The organism is Blautia sp. MCC283, from assembly GCF_018785565.1.
Classification (GTDB): domain Bacteria; phylum Bacillota; class Clostridia; order Lachnospirales; family Lachnospiraceae; genus Blautia_A.
Map to the genome: position 1 here is coordinate 133,115 of NZ_WQQB01000024.1, position 18,511 is coordinate 151,625.

Here is an 18,511-nt window from a genome sequence, read left to right on the forward strand (position 1 = left end):
GTTCGTATTTCGCACTTTATGCAGCTATACTGTTTAACTGCAATCAAATTTATTGTAGCATAGTTCCCTACCTATGAAAAGTGTTTTTTCAGGGCTTTCACGCCCTTCCGGCGCATACTGTAAGGAAATAAACTTCCTTTGCACCTGCCTCCAGAAGGCACTGTGCCATGGCATCCATGGTACTGCCCGTTGTATAGACATCGTCCACCACCAGCACCGATAATCCAGTTATATCTGCAGTTACCTGATATGCATTTTTAAGATTTTGCCGCCGTTTTGCGGCATTGAGTTTCTTTTGCGATCTTGTATTTCGTACTTTTCGTACCACATCCTCCCTCCAGGGTATCCCGCAGAAACCACTGAGCCGTTCTGCCAGATACGCTGCCTGGTTAAATCCTCTGTTTCTTTTCTTTCTGGGGTGGAGCGGAACAGGAACGATAAGCTGCGGTCTCCAGCGTTCCAGATATTTCTTTCCATAAATACTCATGGCTTTTGCGTAGAAATCTCCGTATTCCCGACACCCGTAATATTTGAACCGTACCAGAGACTGCCGCCACATCTCTCCGTATGAAAATATACTTCTGCCTTCCGAAAAATAATGCTGTTCCCTACGGCAGTCCTGACAATATTCCTCTTCTGTTTTTACGGGACGGCCACACTTTTTGCACAATGGTTCCACATTTGGCCGGATCTTTCCGGCGCACCCGGAACAGATCAGGCTGTTCTTCTGTTTCAGGATCTGATGACACATGGGACATTTTTTCGGATAGAGCATATTCAGAAAAATTTCAGCTGTTTTTTTCAAGAAAGTCCTTTCTCCCCGATAGCACTCTCCTTATAGTACAGTCAAGCGGATATTCGCTGTACTAGTAGCTGTACTAGTTGATCTCAGCTTCATCCAGTTCCCGTATTCTCCTGTCCAGTGAACTGTATCTCTGCTGCTGTTTCTCATTACGGATCATTTCCGCAAAGGTATTTTCACTTCCTACTACTGTGACACATTTACGTGCCCTTGTCACAGCTGTATACAAAAGATTTCGGTTCATCAGCATTCTTGGACCTGAAAGAATCGGTAAAATAACCGCAGGATATTCCGAGCCCTGTGATTTATGTATGGTCACTGCATAGGCAAGTTCCAGTTCTTCCAGCTGTTTAAAGGAGTATTGCGCCTGACGTCCATCCTCAAATTCCACTGTAGCGGTCTCCGCAAATTCATTGATCTCCGTCATGATACCTGTATCGCCGTTAAATACCCCGACTCCTTTATCTACCGGAATCTTATATCTTCCGAGGATTTCCCACTCCAGCTGATAATTGTTTTTCACCTGCATCACCTTATCTCCCTCACGGAAAAGGCGCTGCCCGATTTCTTTTTCTTTTTTCTTCTCATCTGGCGGATTCAGATAGCGCTGAAGGATCTGATTCAGTCTTTCCACGCCAAGAAGCCCCTTACGCATGGGAGTCAAAACCTGGATTTCATAAGGCTTCGCATCAACATAACGTGGAAGTTTCTCCTGGATCAGCGCGATCACAACCCGAATGATGATATCTGCATCGTATCTCTTCAGGAAAAAGAAATCCCGGCTTTTATTGTTGATCGTAACCTGTTCTCCGCGGTTGATCTTATGTGCATTTACTACAATATCACTCTCGGAAGCCTGCCGGAAGATCTTCTTCAGCTCCACTACTGAAAAACAGCCACTGCGGATAATATCCCTCAGAACATTTCCTGGTCCTACACTTGGAAGTTGGTTTTCATCTCCCACCAGGATCAGTCTGGTTCCTGCAGTTATCGCCAGAAGAAGAGAATGCATCAGCGCAATATCTACCATAGACATCTCATCAATAATGATCACATCTGCTTCCAGAGGATTTTCGAAATTTCTGTCAAAATGAACAGCTCTGCCTTCCTGCTCTCCCTCCGGCATACCATTCAGTTCCAGAAGACGATGGATCGTCTGTGCTTCATATCCGGTAGCTTCTGTCATTCTCTTGGCAGCACGGCCCGTAGGAGCTGCAAGGCGAAGTTCTGCTCCTTCTTCCTCAAAATAGCGGATAATTGCGTTAATGGTAGTTGTTTTTCCTGTTCCCGGGCCTCCCGTCAGAATAAACAGGCCGTGCTGGGCAGCAGATATCACTGCCTGTTTCTGCATTTCATCCAGCTTGGTTCCTGTCTCTTTCTCAATTCTTTCAATCCTTTTCTGGATCATGTATTCATCCTCAGGGCAGAGAATATTCAATTCACACAGCATCCTTGCAGAATCCAGTTCCAGGTTATAATAACGTTTGGGATAAACGACAGTTCCCTCTTCCGTTTCCTTAAGGATCAGTTTCCGTTCCACGACCATATCCATCAGGTGCTTCTCCATATAAGAAACATCTACTCCCAGAAGCCTGGACGCTCTGAAAAAAAGCTCTTCCTTTGGAAGATAAATGTGGCCCTCCCCAGAAGCCTGTAGGAGAGTATACAACATTCCGCTCCGTATTCTGTAATCTGAATCTGTATGGATTCCGATCCTGGATGCGATATCATCTGCGATCCGAAATCCCACACCGCTGATATCTTCTGCCAGACGGTATGGATTCTCCTGAAGGACACCATATACCGACTGTCCGTATTTCTGGTATATCTTCGCTCCCAGATTCAAAGAGATCCCATATTTCTGCAAAAAGATCATGGCACGGCGCATATCCGCCTTTTCTGTCATCTGTTCCGCAATCTCCATGGCTTTCTTTTCGCTGATACCTTTGATCTCTGCCAGCCGTTCCGGTTCTTCTTCCACGATCCGCATAGTATCATCCCCAAACCGCCGGACGATTCTTGCCGCCAATGCGGCACCGATACCTTTGATCGCACCGGAACCCAGATAACGCTCCACCGCAAGTGCATCTTCCGGCATTTTTTCCACATAGGAGGATATCTGAAACTGTTTTCCGTATACCGGATGTGTTGTATAATTTCCGGAAGCTTCAATTGACACGCCCTGTGTGATCGCAGGAAATGTGCCTACACAGGTCAGCTCCTGTCCCTCTTCCATTCCTTTCAGTACCATAACGGTATACCCATTATCTTCATTTCGGAATATCACATGATCTATATATCCTGTAACTGTCTCACTCATCTTCTTCTCCATCTGCATCGCGGTTCAAATGCTTAACGCATCAAAGATACCCCTGCGAGTATGATGCATTAATTATCGGAACACTGTAATAACATCAAAAGGCACTGCTGTAGCAGCGCCTTATCTGGTGTAAATTTATACTCTTGACATGATCTCCGCATATTTCCCTGTTCCGGCAGCTACAACCAGCATGGCATCCTGCACAGTCAGCGTACTTACTCCTGTTTTCTGCTCGATCAGCGTATCCATGCCATGAAGCATGGCACCTCCACCTGTCAGGACAATTCCTCTGTCCATGATATCTGCTGCCAGTTCCGGTGGTGTCTTTTCGAGAACACCATGAACCGCTTCCACGATCTGTCCTGTTGTCTCTCTCAACGCTGTCCTGATCTCTTCTGACGTCAGCGTTGCCACCTTCGGCAGACCTGTGATAATGTTTCTTCCCTTCACTTCCATAGTCCGGAGGTCTGCTTCTTCACTGGCTGTTCCAATTTTGATCTTGATATTTTCTGCCGCATCCTCTCCGATAAAGAGGCTGTGTTTCTCTCTTACATAATTCATGATCGCATGGTTAAAATTGTCACCTGCAACTTTCACCGAAGCAGAAACAACTACTCCGCCTACAGATATCACAGCCACATCTGTAGTTCCCGCACCGATATCCACGATCAGATTTCCAAACGGCTTGGTAATATCTACTCCCGCACCGATCGCAGCCGCAATAGGTTCTTCCACGAGAAATACTTCCCTGGCTCCGGACTGATATGCTGCTTCCTCCATAGCCTTACGCTCAATCTCTGTAATACCACTCGGAACACTGATGCTGACTCTCGGCTTACGGAACGCTCTTCGTCCCATAGCCTGGGAAATAAAATATTTCAGCATCTTCTCCATAACATTGTAATCAACGATCACACCGCCACGGATCGGCCATATGACTTCCATATTGGAAGTTAAATGGCTGGCCATCTGTCTGGCCTCCTCTCCGATTGCCCTGATCTTCTCTGTATCTTTATCATAAATAACTACAGAAGGCTCTCTTAAAACGATTCCCCTTCCTGTAGAAAACACCAGACTGTTTCTGGTTCCCAGATCGATTCCGATATCTTTTGCCGGCATAAATCCTCCCGCCTGCGTCTGCAAAATTCCCGTGCAGACACATTTCTGACTTGTTCTGTTCTATCTTTCATCCGGCAAAACCTGATCTATCTGCGTCTGCCGGACAGTTCCCGCACTTCATTATATACAAAACCTTCGGAATTGAAAAGGACTTTTACCCGTTATTTCTGTTCCAGATATTTTTTTACGTATTTACCGGTGTAGGAGACCGGGCTTGCAGCGATCTCTTCCGGTGTACCCTGCGCTATGACTGTTCCGCCACGGTCACCGCCTTCCGGGCCAATATCAATGATATAATCTGCTGTCTTGATCACATCCAGATTATGCTCAATGACCACAACTGTATTTCCTCCTTCGGAAAGACGGCGCAAAATCTCGATCAGCTTGTGCACATCCGCAAAATGAAGGCCTGTCGTGGGTTCATCCAGAATATATATGGTCTTCCCGGTGCTTCGTTTACTGAGTTCCGTGGCAAGCTTGATACGCTGAGCCTCTCCTCCCGAAAGGGTTGTAGACGGCTGTCCCAGGCGGATATAGGAAAGTCCCACATCATAAAGGGTCTCGATCTTTCTCCGGATTGACGGCACATTTTCAAAGAATGTCAGTGCCTCTTCCACCGTCATATTCAGTACATCATAAATGCTCTTGCCTTTATACTTCACTTCCAGTGTTTCCCTGTTGTAGCGTTTTCCTTTACAAACCTCACATGGCACATATACATCCGGAAGGAAATGCATCTCGATCTTGATGATTCCATCGCCGCTGCAGGCTTCGCAGCGACCGCCTTTCACATTAAAACTGAAGCGCCCCTTCTTATATCCCTTCGCCTTGGCATCTGCAGTTGCTGCGAACAGATCACGGATCTGGTCAAAAACACCGGTATAAGTTGCCGGATTGGAACGGGGCGTTCTTCCGATTGGAGACTGATCAATATCGATCACCTTGTCCAGCTGATCAATCCCGAGAATATCATCATGTTTACCAGGAATTATCCTGGCACGGTTCAGATCCCTTGCCAGTCTCTTATAAAGGATCTCATTGATCAGTGAACTCTTACCGGAGCCGGAAACTCCTGTGACACAGGTCATGACACCCAGCGGAATATCCACATCGATATGCTTCAGATTATTCTCTGCCGCACCTTTTATATGAAGAAAACCTGTTGGCTCTTTACGTACTTCCGGCACCGGAATCTTAAGTCTTCCACTTAAATAAGCTCCTGTTACCGATTGCTCGTTCTTCATCAGATCCTCAGCTGTACCCATGGCAACCAGCTGTCCGCCATGTTCACCGGCACCGGGACCGATATCGATTACACAATCCGCCGCGCGCATGGTATCCTCATCATGTTCGACCACGATCAGGCTGTTGCCAAGATCGCGAAGGCGCATCAGCGCTCCCAGAAGCTTGTCATTATCCCGCTGATGGAGACCGATACTTGGCTCGTCCAGAATATAGGCAACTCCAACAAGGCCGGAACCGATCTGTGTGGCAAGACGGATCCTCTGTGCCTCCCCGCCGGAAAGAGTTCCGGTAGCTCTTCCAAGGGAAAGATACTCCAGACCAACTTCCGCAAGAAATCCCACTCTGGCACGGATCTCCTTCAGGATCTGCTTACCGATCAGTTCCTGCTGCTCGGAAAGCTTCAGGTCACGAAGAAATCCCTGTAATCTCTCCACAGGCATGTTCGTCACTTCATAGATATTCTTATCTGCCACAGTCACTGCCAGAGACTCCTTCTTCAGCCTCTGTCCCTTACAGGTGGTACATGGAGTGATCCGCATGAAACTCTCATATTCCTGCTTCATAGTCTCGGAACCGGTCTCCCGGTATCTCTGCTCCACATTGCGGATCAGTCCCGGAAATGCCACATCATAAACACCTTCTCCACGCTGACCCTTGTAATAAACTTTCACGGAGTGACCACCGGTACCGTTGATCAGGATGTCCTGGATTTCCTTAGGATATTCACAGAAAGGGGTATCCAGAGAAAAGTTATATTCTCTCGCCAGTGCATCCAGGATCGCTCTTGAAAAACTGCCCTGTGTGGTACAGGACTGCCAGCCAAGAACCGTGATCGCACCTTCATTGATGCTCAGTTTCTTATCCGGTATCATAAGGTCAATATCGAATTCCATCTTATATCCAAGGCCCAGGCACTTGGGACAGGCACCAAACGGATTATTAAAAGAAAAACTTCTCGGCTCGATCTCATCAATACTGATACCACAGTCCGGGCAGGAAAAGCTCTGGCTAAAATTCAGAAGCTTTCCGTCCATGGTATCCACTACCAGAAGACCATCAGCCAGCTCCAGCACAGTCTCAATAGAATCCGAAAGACGTTTCTCAATTCCCGGTTTCACGATAAGACGGTCCACAACGATCTCAATGTTATGCTTGATATTCTTATCCAGGCTGATATCCTCAGAAAGCTCATAAAGACTTCCATCGATCTGAACTCTTACATATCCGCTTCTTCTGGCCTGGTCAAGCAGCTTGGCATGTGTTCCCTTACGGCCACGTACCACCGGCGCAAGAAGCTGTATCTTCTGACGCTCCGGAAGCGTCATGATCTGATCTACCATCTGATCCACTGTCTGTTTCCGGATCTCTCTGCCGCACTTCGGACAATGAGGGACTCCCACACGGGCATACAGAAGGCGGAAATAATCATAGATCTCAGTTACCGTTCCCACAGTAGAACGGGGATTCCGGTTCGTTGACTTCTGATCAATGGAAATCGCAGGAGGAAGTCCCTCGATACTCTCCACATCCGGTTTCTCCATCTGTCCAAGAAACTGCCTCGCATAGGAAGAAAGAGATTCCATATAACGTCTCTGACCTTCCGCATAGATCGTATCAAACGCAAGGGATGACTTACCGGATCCACTGAGTCCGGTAAGTACCACGAACTGGTCTCTGGGAATATCCACGCTGAGATTCTTAAGATTATTCTCATTCGCTCCGCGTATTCTGATAAAACGCTTCTTATCGTTCACTTCTGCTGACATGAAAGCCTCCTACTCTGCCCGGCCATACAAAAATCTTCCGGTATTTTCTTCTATAGCAGAATATCTGTCTCTCATTCTGCTGTAAAATTTCTGTTTGTTTTTTACAGTATACAATCAGAACATTCGTTCGTCAAGGTGAAAAAATCGACAAAATCCGCTACAGAAGAAAATCTGCCATCACTCCGTTGCTTACATGGATTCCTCTTCTTGTCAGAAAAATCCTGTCATTTTTCTTCTTCAGCATTCCCAGGGCAAAATGTTTTTTCAGAACCTCTCCGTAAATACTCTCCATATTTTTTCCGAAATATTCCTCAAATTCACGCACAGATACCCCCTCTGTCATACGCAGCCCCAGAAACATAAATTCCGCCATTTCATCCGCCTCCGTAAGTGTTTCCCTGTCACAGCGGATTTTTTCCGGAAACGCACTGTTTCTGAGATATTCTTCCATATTATCCGTATTGGAAAACCGCACATGGTCCACAAGAGAAGAAGCTCCAAGTCCCAGTCCCAGATAATCCGTCCTCTGCCAGTATCCTTTATTATGGCGGCACTCCAGGCCCTTTTTCGCATAATTGGAAATTTCATACTGATGAAATCCGTATTCTCCCAGAATTGCTGCCGTATCTTCATACATGCGGTACTCCGTATCTTCATCCGGAAGATCCAGCTCCCGTTCCCAGAATGGAGTTCCTTCCTCCACGATCAGGCTGTATGCGGAAATATGCTCCGGTGAAAGCTCTGCCACTGTACGGAGATTTTTTTCCCAGTCTTCATAGGTCTGCTCCGGGATCGCACTCATCAGATCAATATTGATATTGGAAAATCCCGCTTCCCTTGCCATGAAAAAACTCTCCAGAAATTCTTCCCAGGTGTGTATCCTCCCAAGGATCTTCAGTTCACGATTCTGTGGAGACTGCAATCCCAGACTTAACCGGTTCACTCCATGCTTCCGGTATTCCTGAAGTTTTTCTTTATATAAAGTCCCCGGATTTGCTTCGATGGTGATCTCAGCATCCGGGGCCATAAAAAACTTATTTCTGATCTGATCCAGAATTGCTCCCATAAGAGCAGGATCCGGAACGGAAGGTGTTCCTCCGCCAATAAAAACCGTGGTGATCTCTCTGTCCGGAAATTCCGGAACAGCAGCGATTTCCCTTCCAAGAGACTGGAAATATTCCCGTTGCCGTTCTTTTCCCGCCGGACCTGAAAGGAAATCACAGTAATCACATTTTTTCACACAAAAGGGGATATGAACATAGAGTTCCATAGGCTTCTTCGCCTTATTCTTCATCCATGTCTCCTTCCTCTGTACCCGCATAACTGTCAGTTTCGTCATACTGCGAGGTATCTCCATCGCCGGTATCATAACTGCTTTCATCATCTCCGGCATCACTGCCATCATCAGCAACGTCTCCGGTATCGGATGTATCCGTACCATCCCCGGATGTTGAATCTGATCCGGTCTCATCCGTATTATCCCCGCTTCCGTCGGAAGCTGCCGGTGTTGGTGTCACGGCATCTGTTCCCAGTGCCGCTCCGCCGTTTTCAGCCAGATACTCATTTACCATAGTAAGATTACCGTTGGTTGTCACGGCATCCGGATCTACCGTTTTCGGATCTGGTGTTGCGGTCGGCTCCGGTGCCATACTGATCTTGATCACACTTTCATCTTCCGCGTTTTTCTTTTTTGAACCGCATCCGGTAAGCAGGATTCCGGTCATCGCCAGAAGTCCTGCTGCCAGAAACAGTCTTTTTATATTTTTTCCCAAAAAGTCATCTCCTATTTATCATCCAGCTTCAGGACACTCATAAATGCCTTCTGCGGAATTTCCACATTACCAACCTGACGCATACGTTTCTTACCTTCCTTCTGTTTCTCAAGAAGTTTCTTTTTACGGGAAATATCTCCGCCATAACACTTGGCAAGAACGTCTTTACGCATGGCTCTTACTGTCTCTCTGGCAATGACCTTGCTTCCGATAGCTGCCTGGATCGGGATCTCAAAGAGCTGCCTCGGGATCTCATCTTTCAGTTTCTCGCACATCTTCCTGCCACGCTCATAAGCAGTATCCGCATGAACGATAAAGGAAAGGGCATCCACCTCTTCCTTGTTCACAAGGATATCCAGTTTCACAAGCTCACTTCTTTCATAACCATCCAGCTCATAATCCAGGGACGCATATCCTCTGGAACGTGACTTCAGTGCATCAAAGAAATCGTAAATGATCTCATTCAGAGGCAGCCTGTATTTCAGAAGTGCACGGGTTTCTTCCATATATTCCATGCCTTCATACTGGCCACGTCTCTCCTGGCAGAGATCCATGATCGCACCGATAAACTCTGTAGTTACCATGATCTCAGCCTTCACCATCGGCTCTTCCATATATTCGATCTCAGACGGATCCGGAAGATTAGTCGGGTTGGTCAGTTCGATGACCTCGCCGTTGGTTTTGTAAACTTTATAAATAACACTTGGTGCGGTCGTTACAAGATCCAGATTATACTCTCTCTCCAGACGTTCCTGGATGATCTCCAGATGGAGAAGCCCAAGGAACCCACAACGGAAACCAAAGCCAAGAGCAACGGAAGTCTCCGGCTCATAATAAAGAGACGCATCATTAAGCTGAAGTTTCTCCAGGGCATCACGAAGATCGCCGTATTTGGCACCGTCTGCCGGATAAAGTCCGCAGTAAACCATCGGATTTACCTTCTTATATCCCGGAAGTGCCTCCGCACAGGGGTTGTCTGCGTCCGTTACGGTATCACCCACACGGGTATCCCTCACATTCTTGATACTGGCAGTAATATAGCCGACCATACCTGCCGTCAGTTCATCACAGGGAATAAACTGGCCAGCGCCAAAATATCCTACTTCTACGACTTCCGTAGTAAATCCGGTAGCCATCATATGGATCTTCGTGCCCTTTTTTACACGGCCGTCCTTGATCCTGCAAAATACGATAACACCTTTATAAGGATCATAAACAGAGTCAAAGATAAGGGCTTTCAGAGGTGCATCCACATCTCCCTGCGGTGCCGGAACTTTATTTACGATCTGCTCCAGAACCTGTTCCACGTTCAGACCTGTCTTTGCGGAAATCTGCGGTGCATCCTGGGCTTCAATCCCGATCACATCCTCAATCTCATTGATAACACGCTCCGGGTCCGCACTTGGAAGGTCGATCTTATTGATAACCGGAACCACATCCAAATCATGATCCAGCGCCATATATACGTTGGCAAGGGTCTGAGCCTCGATTCCCTGGGCAGCATCTACAACAAGGATCGCGCCGTCACAGGCTGCAAGACTCCTGGAAACTTCATAATTAAAGTCTACATGTCCCGGGGTATCGATCAGGTTAAAAATATATTCATTTCCATCCTTGGCCTTGTATACAATACGGACAGCCTGGGATTTGATGGTGATTCCACGTTCTCTCTCCAGTTCCATATTATCCAGAACCTGGGCCTGCATTTCTCTCTCCGTGAGAAGTCCTGTCATCTCGATGATACGGTCCGCAAGTGTTGATTTTCCGTGGTCAATATGTGCAATGATACAAAAATTTCGAATTTTACTCTGGTCTATCATTCAGGAAATCCTCCTTAAGTTTCTCTTGCATCAGACGGACATTCCTGTTCCGCTCTGCTGCATGCCTGTAAATGTAGTCACTTCACGCTTTTCATTCACAAAGCATATTTTTCCATACTGCTCTTTATCATATCATATTTTAGCCGTTTTTGTCACTGCCTTTCAATACTCTGTTTAAGATATCTGCAAAAGGTTCCATGGCATTTCGGACTTCCTCCACAGTATTGGTCTGTGCACCCGCTTCCAGAAGAAGGGCCCGGGGCTTCAGATGAAGGTTATAACGAAGCCCTGCCAGATAAATTCCCCGGTAAAGCTTTGGATAGTACTGTGCTGCCTGGTATTCCAGCTGAAAAGAAAAAGCCAGATTCTCTTCTATGTAAGGATTGGGCAGATAACTCACCGCTCCCTGGTTGACCGTATAACTCAACCCATTATAAAAAAGCAGCTGCGCTGTTGGTTTCCCGTCTATTTCCGTCACCAGATGACGGTCATCCGGCACGCCGTCTCTGTGGAGATCGATCACCACTTCAACAGAAGGGTTCTCCTCCAGGACCTTTTCTATGGAAGCTCTTGCATAATCATATGCTTTACTCCGATCCAGCTGCCCGCCCATCATATCAAAAGCGTCTGTCACATGAAGCACCCGATAACCATATGTCTTTTCAAGCAGCTCCGCGAGATGGTCGCCCACTCCAACGATGGTATCTTCCACCTGTCCTTCTCTGGAGTCTGCAAACGTTTCCTGGGAATGGGTGTGATAGATCAGGATCTGTGGCACCTCCGGGTCCTGTTTTATGGAAAGATCTTCTTTCAGGAATCTGGTTCCGCAAATCTGCTGTGCATTCGTCTCCGTATTGGAATCCAGGATAAAAAACTGATTCATCACATAATCAAAATCTGCCAGTTTCGCAGGAGACAGATCGATCTGCGGATGAGGCAGTGCCACGGTTTCCTGAGTTTTTCCGGCTTCTTCGCCAGAGGTCTTCTTTTCTTTTGGAGCCGCTTTTGTCGGAGTGCTCTCTGACGGGGTATCTTCCGGTTTCGTAATTTCCGGCGTTTTCTCTTTTTTCTGACTTGTCTCTTTTTTTATTTCATCTTTCTTTTCCACATTTTCCTTCTGCTTTCCATCAGTTTTCTTGGTTTCGGCACTGTCAGAAGGCTTCTGTACGGACTCCGGCGATTCTTTTTCCTCTGCCTTCTCCGCCTCCGCCAGAAGAAGCGCCTCCTGCTCTTTCCGGTTTTCCGCTTCCACTTCCTCCCCCAGATGCTCTGCATTTTTTTCCTGCAAAAGCATCTCTGTTTCACGGTCCTGCCCGTTTTCCTCCTGCAAAGCTTTCTTTTCCAGAAAGCAATACAGCGGCAGCTGTCTGTAGATCTCACCATGCTTGAAAAAATCCCCCGGCAGTGCAGCCACGACGCACAGAAAGATCAGGCTCAAAACCACACAGAATGCCTTCTGGATATTCGTCACCCACGATCACCTCTATGGTATTTTATGACCTGTCCTCCTCGATTAGACTATCAGAAAATGCCATATTCAGTCCTTCAGAAATGGTAAAACTTAAATAGCGCACGGTTTCATCTACATCTTTCGGTGTCACAAACATGGTATAAAGCTTCGGCGAGATCATTTCCTCCAGAAATTCCTTCTGTTCTTCTTCCTCCAGTGCATCCAGAAGATCTGCCATGGAATCATGGACAATGGTAGCCGCATCTACCACCGTAGGCACACCGATCCCGATCACACGGACAGAGAGATTTTCCTCATTCAGACCTTCTCTGTGATTGCCAACTCCGGAACCCGGACTGATCCCGGTATCCGTGATCTGAATGGTACGGTTCAGCCTTGCTGTACTTCTGGCAGCCAGTGCATCAATGGCGATCACCACATCCGGCTTTGTTTCGGAAACGACCCCCTGAACGATCTCCAGCGTTTCCATTCCGGTCTGAGCCATCACTCCTGGTGCGATTCCGCTGATCTGATGCATTTTCATATGTGCATTTGACTTCAGTCCATACTCCCGGATCACATGCCTTGTCATATGAAGACCGGAAACCGCACGTGGTCCAAGAGAATCCGCAGTGATCTCCTGGTTCCCGAGTCCAACCACCAGAACTGACTGCTGCCGTCCCAAATCGATCAGTTCCCGGAGATGATGTGCCACTTCTTCTGAAATCTCCCTGTGATAATCCTCATCCGGAACAGAAAGATCCGGCGCTTCAATGGTGATATATGTCCCCTGCGGTTTTCCCATGGTTCTGGCTCCGTTTTCTGTTGTGATCCGTACCACAGTCGTCCGGACGTCTTTTTCCGCATCATATTTTTCCTGGATCTCTACTCCATGTACTTCTACATTTTCCTCCTGAAAGCGCTCTGTTGCTTCCAGAGCCAGGTCTGTTCTGATTCTGCTCCTTCCAGTCATACTCTCATCCTCTTTTTCTGTAAAATCGTAAACTCTTTCCGCTCCCACTTGCTTTCCGATCATATCATCGCCATGAAAGCCACATTTTTCGGTGTTTTCGTTTTCATTATTTCCCTTTTTCCCATAAATATGTATCCTTTTCTCCTGCATCCACATCATCTGGTATTTTTTTGTCATTTTTCCGTAATTTTTTTGAAAAATATCTTGACATTCTGTTTCACATATAATAATATATATAAGCATGTTTCATAGGAGCGCCCGTGTCTGTTCCTGTGAATGTAATTTATATTATATTTTTAGGAATCGGAGGTGTACGAATTGGCTAACATTAAATCCGCAAAGAAGAGAATCTTAGTTAACAGAACTAAGGCTGCAAGAAACAAAGCAATCCGTTCTGCAGTTAAGACTTCCATCAAGAAAGTTGAGACAGCAGTTGAGAATAAGGATAAGGCAGCTGCAGAGGTTGCTCTTAAGGACGCAATCTCCACAATCAGCAAAGCTACATCCAAGGGCGTTTACCACAAAAATAACTGCGCCAGAAAAATTTCCCGTCTTTCCAAAGCTGTCAACAGCATTGCGTAATAGACCACGGAATATTTTAGTTATAAGCTTATAAGTAAAAGGAAAGACAGTCGAACCGTCAGCGACTGTCTTTTTTGTATATATATTTCTGAAGGAGTTTTTTTTATGATATCTCATCCCTTTCCCTACCGTCTCATCCACAGCAACCGAAAAACCCTGGCGATCCAGGTCAGCGTTTCCGGCCAGGTGATTGTCCGTGCTCCCCGTACAATGTCAGACTCCACCATCCATCGCTTTCTCTCCCAGAAAGAAAGCTGGGTCCTGGAACACATCTCCCGCGCCGCTTCCGTACCGTCACAGTCCCCTGCTGAAGATCATCCCCTCTCTGATTTCCGCCGCAGCTATTATATGGAATCTGCCCGCAAAATATTCAAAAGAAAAACCGCAGCCTACGCCAGAAAAATGGACGTAACCTACGGCCGCATTACCATCCGGGAGCAAAAAACCCGCTGGGGAAGCTGTACCAGTGAAGGAAACTTAAACTTCAACTGGCGTCTGATCTTCGCTCCGGAAAAGGTTCTTGATTATGTTGTTGTCCACGAACTTGCCCACCGGAAAGAAATGAACCACTCTCCCGCTTTCTACGCAGTGGTGGCATCTGTAATGCCGGAATATAAAACATACGAAAAATGGCTCAGAGATAACGGCAGAACTCTGTGGCAAAATCCTACGCCATGAAAATGGTAATCATGCACTTTTTGTTCTCGCCGAACTGTATTTCACGATCAGAAGTTCCACACTGAGCACATCTCCCAGTGTACCTGTCTTCACAGCTTCCTCTGCATCCACGAAATCCCGTACTGCATTTTCCAGTTCTTCCACTGTGTAGGATCTGGCACAGGAAGCCAGATTCCGCACAACAAACGAAGGTACTCCCAGTTTGGACGCAATTTCTGTCTGCGAAAGCCCTTCCTGGGACAGTTTCTTTGTGAGACAGATCTGGCGGAACTGTTTTGCCAGAAGAAACAGGATCCTCATCGGCGGTTCCCGAAGCGTCAGAAGATCATAATACAGATCCAGAGCACGTTTCTGATTTTTCTCAGTAACAGCACGTACCATATCAAAGATCTTATTGGTTGTCTGTGTGGTACAGACAGCCTGGATATCCGCCGCAGTCACCACTTCTCTTCCTTCTGTATAGGAAATCAGCTTTTCCAGTTCCATTCTCAGGTTTCCCATATCGGTCCCTGTCATGGACAAAAGCAGTTCCACATCCCTCTGCGTGATCTTACGGCCATTTTTCCCAAGGATTCCTGCAGCCCATCGCATCAGCGTCTTTTCATCCTGCTGCTTAAATTCTCCGATACTCCCGCACGCCTTCACAGCCTTGTACATACGGCTTCGCTTGTCAACCTCAGATTCACAGAACACCAGATAAAGATAATCCGGAAGATTCTTCATATAATCCGCCAGCTCCTCACACTTGTTCTTAAAAAAGCCGGTATCCTCCAGAAGCACGGTCCTTCGATCCGCAAAAAAAGGCATGGTGTCAAAAAGGCTTATAAGCTCCCGGATATCGATGCCTTTCCCCTCATATCTGGCAAAATTCATGGTATCGTCATCCGGATTGAGTGCTTTCACCAGATTTCTTTTATACTGCTGTTTCAGATAAGCTTCCTCTCCATAAAGGAGATATACCTGTTTAAATTTTCCTGATTTAATATCTTCCTGAATATTTTTCAATATCTGTACCCCTGTCTGAATATATTTACCATCGTAACCCGGCAATTTCACTGTAATCCAGTTTATACGACCCACGCCTGAAATGCAACACCCATACAAAAATTTGACTTTCCCGCGGATTCATGATACTGTAAACGGGTACATATTCCGGCGGAGCCGTTCCGTCAGAGAAATATGTGGAAGGGAGTGTTCCATTATGGAGAAAAAAAGAAACAGCAGAGCAACAAGCAACCTGAAGAGCGCAACCACAAAAGCCAAAGCTACCGTGAAATCAACTGTAGAGAAGATTGAGAAAACACCTGCAGCTGAAAAAACTGTAAAAGCAGTCAAGAAAGCAACCGAGACTGTAGCAGCCAAGGCACCAGAAGTAGTAGAAGAAGTTAAGAACACTGTAAAGAACCATAAGATCAGCGGCATCACACTTGAAATTTTTGAGACATCCATCACAGTTGCCGACCTTGAGACAGCTGTTAAGAAAGATGCAGAAGCAAAAGGCCTTAAGGGCAAAGAGCTCCACATCTATGTAAATGCAGAAGAAAGAGCAGCTTATTACACTGCAGACGGAGAAGGTTCCGACGATTACAAGATCGATCTGACTACTCTGTAAGTTCGGACGGATTAGTTCCGCAACCGACATACTACGCCGGTCTGCCCATAGCAGTTCCGGAAGCGCCAAAAAGCCATGCACAGGACATTTTCATTTTCGTCCCGTTGCATGACTTTTCTTTTTTATCTTTTACTGGATTTTTTTAATCCAGTCTCTGGAACAGCCTACTGCCGCTCTCCATCCTTTTACCATCGCACTGCGCTTCTCATCATCAATCTCTGTACGGAAAATACGCTCCACGCTGCGGCTTTCCAGTACTGCTTCCTTGCTTTCCCAGAATCCTACAGAGAGACCTGCAAGATATGCGGCACCAAGAGCAGTTGTCTCAATACATTCCGGACGTTCTACAGCCACATTGCTGATATTGGACTGAATCTGCAGAAGAAGGTTGTTGGCACTTGCTCCGCCGTCTACACGGAGAACTGCAAGATCACTTCCGGCATCTGCTTTCATAACTTCCAGCACATCATTAACCTGATATGCAAGAGATTCCAGAGTTGCACGTATAATATGATATTTATTCACACCACGGGTCAGTCCTACAATTGTACCACGTGCATACTGATCCCAGTAAGGAGCTCCAAGTCCCGTAAATGCAGGCACTACATAACATCCGTTTGCATCCGGCACTTTTCCCGCAAAATATTCCGTATCTGAAGCGGAATCCACCAGATGAAGTTCATCACGGAGCCACTGGATTGCGGCACCGGCAACGAATACGGATCCTTCCAGAACGTAGGTAACTTTTCCATTGAGGCCCCATCCGATAGTGGTGACAAGTCCGTTGTTTGAAAATACCGGTTTATCTCCTGCATTCATCAGAAGGAAACCACCGGTTCCATATGTATTCTTGGTTTCCCCTTTCTCAAAGCAGGCCTGTCCGAACAATGCCGCCTGCTGGTCACCGGCTGCACCGGCCACCGGAATCCTTCCACCAAAGAAGGATGGATCGGTTTCCCCATAGATTTCGCTGGACTCTTTTACCTGTGGAAGCATACACTTCGGAATATTAAGCTCCTCCAGAATTTCATCATCCCACTCCAATGTGTTGATATTGAACATCATGGTTCTGGATGCATTGGAATAATCGGTTACATGGACAGCACCCTTGGTCAGTTTCCAGATCAGCCAGGTTTCCACGGTACCGAAGAGAAGTTCTCCCTTCTCCGCCCTTTCACGTGCACCTTCCACATTATCCAGGATCCATTTCACTTTGGTTGCGGAAAAATACGCATCAATAACAAGTCCTGTTTTCTGACGGAATTTCTCCTCAAGGCCCTTTGCCTTCAGACTGTCACAGTATTCTGAAGTTCTTCTGCACTGCCATACAATGGCATGGTATACCGGCTGTCCTGTATTCTTATCCCAGACGATCGTTGTCTCTCTCTGGTTGGTGATACCGATCGCAGCAATATCCTCTGCAGTTGCCTCGATCTGATTCATTGCCTCTCTTGCAACAGACAGCTGTGTAGACCAGATTTCACCTGCGTCATGTTCTACCCAGCCAGGTTTCGGAAAATGCTGTATAAACTCTTTCTGTGCCACGCTGCGGATCTTTCCGTTTTCGTCGAAAAGAATACAACGGTTGCTGGTTGTTCCGGAATCCAGCGCCATAACATATTTCGCCATATAAAAATCCTCCAATACATTCCTTAACCGCATAGCTGTATCTATGCAGCTTTAAAGCTCCCATACCTCCTGATTCGTAGTGGAAACCGCCGCGGCCCCCGCCCCCAGCGCTCCCATTACGTCCTCTTTATCAGAGATCAGTCCCCCTGCAATCACTGGTACTCTGCTCGTTTTACATATTTTCTTGAGAATCTTCGGCATCAGACCGGGCAGCACTTCCACCACATCCGGCAGCTGCTCATGCTGATTTCCCAGATTTTCAATATTTTTAATCGCCATGGAATCAATGAGAAAAAAGCGCAGGACGGTATACATCCCGAGCTTTTTTGCCCTGTTGATCATTGATGCTTTTGTGGAAATAATTCCATCTGCATGAACATCCTCACAAATATAATCGACAGAAACCTCTTTTGAACTTAATCCGGTTACAAGATCAATATGTACCATGGCGATTTTGCCTGCCTGATGAATTCGCTCCACAATATTTCCGATGGAACGGATATCTCCATACAGAATAAAAATTACCGTAAGTTCTTCTCTACGCAGGCAGTTTGCAAGGCCCTGTTCGTCCTTCACTGCCGCTATGATCGGATTAGCCTCGATCGCATCCAGAAATTCCCTGTTCATCTATTTACCCTCCGCAATATTCGCACAATATCGTTATATCTTCTTATGTTATCCGAAGATATTACTTCTATTGTACCAGTTTCTCACTGCAAAGGCCAGACAGATTTGTAAGATAT

At 46.6% G+C, this 18,511-nt stretch carries 15 protein-coding genes; 3 read left to right on the top strand and 12 right to left on the bottom strand.

Features of this window, described 5'->3' with window-relative positions; all coding sequences use genetic code 11:
• Window positions 1–97 precede the first annotated feature (97 nt).
• The 9 genes from GPK81_RS07830 to gpr form a co-directional block, all read right to left on the bottom strand.
• Complete coding sequence (locus GPK81_RS07830) at window positions 98–805, bottom strand: ComF family protein (protein ID WP_021976739.1); 708 nt, start codon at window positions 803–805, stop codon at window positions 98–100.
• Between the two features lie 73 nt (window positions 806–878).
• A complete protein-coding gene (gene recD2, locus GPK81_RS07835) occupies window positions 879–3,122 on the bottom strand; it encodes an SF1B family DNA helicase RecD2 (protein ID WP_215706836.1) in 2,244 nt (747 codons plus the stop codon).
• A 135-nt stretch (window positions 3,123–3,257) separates the two neighbouring features.
• Window positions 3,258–4,241: a rod shape-determining protein gene (locus tag GPK81_RS07840; protein ID WP_021976741.1), complete on the bottom strand. Its 984-nt coding sequence runs from the start codon at window positions 4,239–4,241 to the stop codon at window positions 3,258–3,260.
• Between the two features lie 161 nt (window positions 4,242–4,402).
• Entirely contained in the window at window positions 4,403–7,252 is a 2,850-nt protein-coding gene (uvrA, locus tag GPK81_RS07845; protein WP_118062026.1) for an excinuclease ABC subunit UvrA, read from the bottom strand.
• Between the two features lie 157 nt (window positions 7,253–7,409).
• On the bottom strand, window positions 7,410–8,546 hold the full coding sequence (gene hemW / locus GPK81_RS07850; protein ID WP_021976743.1) for a radical SAM family heme chaperone HemW: 1,137 nt from the start codon (window positions 8,544–8,546) through the stop codon (window positions 7,410–7,412).
• Window positions 8,536–9,024, bottom strand: a complete 489-nt coding sequence (locus tag GPK81_RS07855; RefSeq protein ID WP_021976744.1) for a hypothetical protein — start codon at window positions 9,022–9,024, stop codon at window positions 8,536–8,538. The genes hemW and GPK81_RS07855 overlap by 11 nt, the downstream gene beginning before the upstream one ends.
• A gap of 11 nt (window positions 9,025–9,035) precedes the next feature.
• Entirely contained in the window at window positions 9,036–10,844 is a 1,809-nt protein-coding gene (gene lepA / locus GPK81_RS07860; RefSeq protein WP_118062029.1) for a translation elongation factor 4, read from the bottom strand.
• Between the two features lie 139 nt (window positions 10,845–10,983).
• Complete coding sequence (locus GPK81_RS07865; RefSeq protein ID WP_021976746.1) at window positions 10,984–12,315, bottom strand: stage II sporulation protein P; 1,332 nt, start codon at window positions 12,313–12,315, stop codon at window positions 10,984–10,986.
• A gap of 22 nt (window positions 12,316–12,337) precedes the next feature.
• On the bottom strand, window positions 12,338–13,267 hold the full coding sequence (gene gpr / locus GPK81_RS07870) for a GPR endopeptidase (protein WP_118062072.1): 930 nt from the start codon (window positions 13,265–13,267) through the stop codon (window positions 12,338–12,340).
• A gap of 318 nt (window positions 13,268–13,585) precedes the next feature.
• Between gpr and rpsT the strand changes: the two genes are divergently transcribed.
• Together rpsT and GPK81_RS07880 are read left to right on the top strand one after the other, a co-directional pair.
• On the top strand, window positions 13,586–13,849 hold the full coding sequence (rpsT, locus tag GPK81_RS07875; protein WP_021976748.1) for a 30S ribosomal protein S20: 264 nt from the start codon (window positions 13,586–13,588) through the stop codon (window positions 13,847–13,849).
• Window positions 13,850–13,954: 105 nt separating this feature from the next.
• On the top strand, window positions 13,955–14,527 hold the full coding sequence (locus tag GPK81_RS07880) for a M48 family metallopeptidase (RefSeq protein WP_215706837.1): 573 nt from the start codon (window positions 13,955–13,957) through the stop codon (window positions 14,525–14,527).
• A gap of 9 nt (window positions 14,528–14,536) precedes the next feature.
• Here GPK81_RS07880 and holA read toward each other — a convergent pair whose 3' ends face one another.
• A complete protein-coding gene (gene holA / locus GPK81_RS07885) occupies window positions 14,537–15,532 on the bottom strand; it encodes a DNA polymerase III subunit delta (protein WP_021976750.1) in 996 nt (331 codons plus the stop codon).
• A gap of 196 nt (window positions 15,533–15,728) precedes the next feature.
• Between holA and GPK81_RS07890 the strand changes: the two genes are divergently transcribed.
• Window positions 15,729–16,139, top strand: coding sequence for a DUF6465 family protein (locus tag GPK81_RS07890; RefSeq protein WP_021976751.1), 411 nt, complete (start codon window positions 15,729–15,731; stop codon window positions 16,137–16,139).
• A gap of 129 nt (window positions 16,140–16,268) precedes the next feature.
• Here the strand turns inward: GPK81_RS07890 and glpK are convergent, their stop codons facing one another.
• Window positions 16,269–17,768, bottom strand: a complete 1,500-nt coding sequence (gene glpK / locus GPK81_RS07895; protein WP_215706838.1) for a glycerol kinase GlpK — start codon at window positions 17,766–17,768, stop codon at window positions 16,269–16,271.
• A 51-nt stretch (window positions 17,769–17,819) separates the two neighbouring features.
• On the bottom strand, window positions 17,820–18,395 hold the full coding sequence (locus GPK81_RS07900; protein WP_177291232.1) for a glycerol-3-phosphate responsive antiterminator: 576 nt from the start codon (window positions 18,393–18,395) through the stop codon (window positions 17,820–17,822).
• Between the last annotated feature and the right edge of the window lie 116 nt (window positions 18,396–18,511).

What these genes read in the sequence shown, in the direction of transcription:
- recD2 (WP_215706836.1), bottom strand. Translation starts at nt 3,122, where the DNA reads ATGAGTGAGACAGTTACAGGATATATAGATCATGTGATATTCCGAAAT.
- uvrA (WP_118062026.1), bottom strand. Translation starts at nt 7,252, where the DNA reads ATGTCAGCAGAAGTGAACGATAAGAAGCGTTTTATCAGAATACGCGGA.
- GPK81_RS07890 (WP_021976751.1), top strand. Translation starts at nt 15,729, where the DNA reads ATGGAGAAAAAAAGAAACAGCAGAGCAACAAGCAACCTGAAGAGCGCA.
- GPK81_RS07900 (WP_177291232.1), bottom strand. Translation starts at nt 18,395, where the DNA reads ATGAACAGGGAATTTCTGGATGCGATCGAGGCTAATCCGATCATAGCG.
- GPK81_RS07840 (WP_021976741.1), bottom strand. Translation starts at nt 4,241, where the DNA reads ATGCCGGCAAAAGATATCGGAATCGATCTGGGAACCAGAAACAGTCTG.
- gpr (WP_118062072.1), bottom strand. Translation starts at nt 13,267, where the DNA reads ATGACTGGAAGGAGCAGAATCAGAACAGACCTGGCTCTGGAAGCAACA.
- lepA (WP_118062029.1), bottom strand. Translation starts at nt 10,844, where the DNA reads ATGATAGACCAGAGTAAAATTCGAAATTTTTGTATCATTGCACATATT.
- glpK (WP_215706838.1), bottom strand. Translation starts at nt 17,768, where the DNA reads ATGGCGAAATATGTTATGGCGCTGGATTCCGGAACAACCAGCAACCGT.
- hemW (WP_021976743.1), bottom strand. Translation starts at nt 8,546, where the DNA reads ATGAAGAATAAGGCGAAGAAGCCTATGGAACTCTATGTTCATATCCCC.
- GPK81_RS07880 (WP_215706837.1), top strand. Translation starts at nt 13,955, where the DNA reads ATGATATCTCATCCCTTTCCCTACCGTCTCATCCACAGCAACCGAAAA.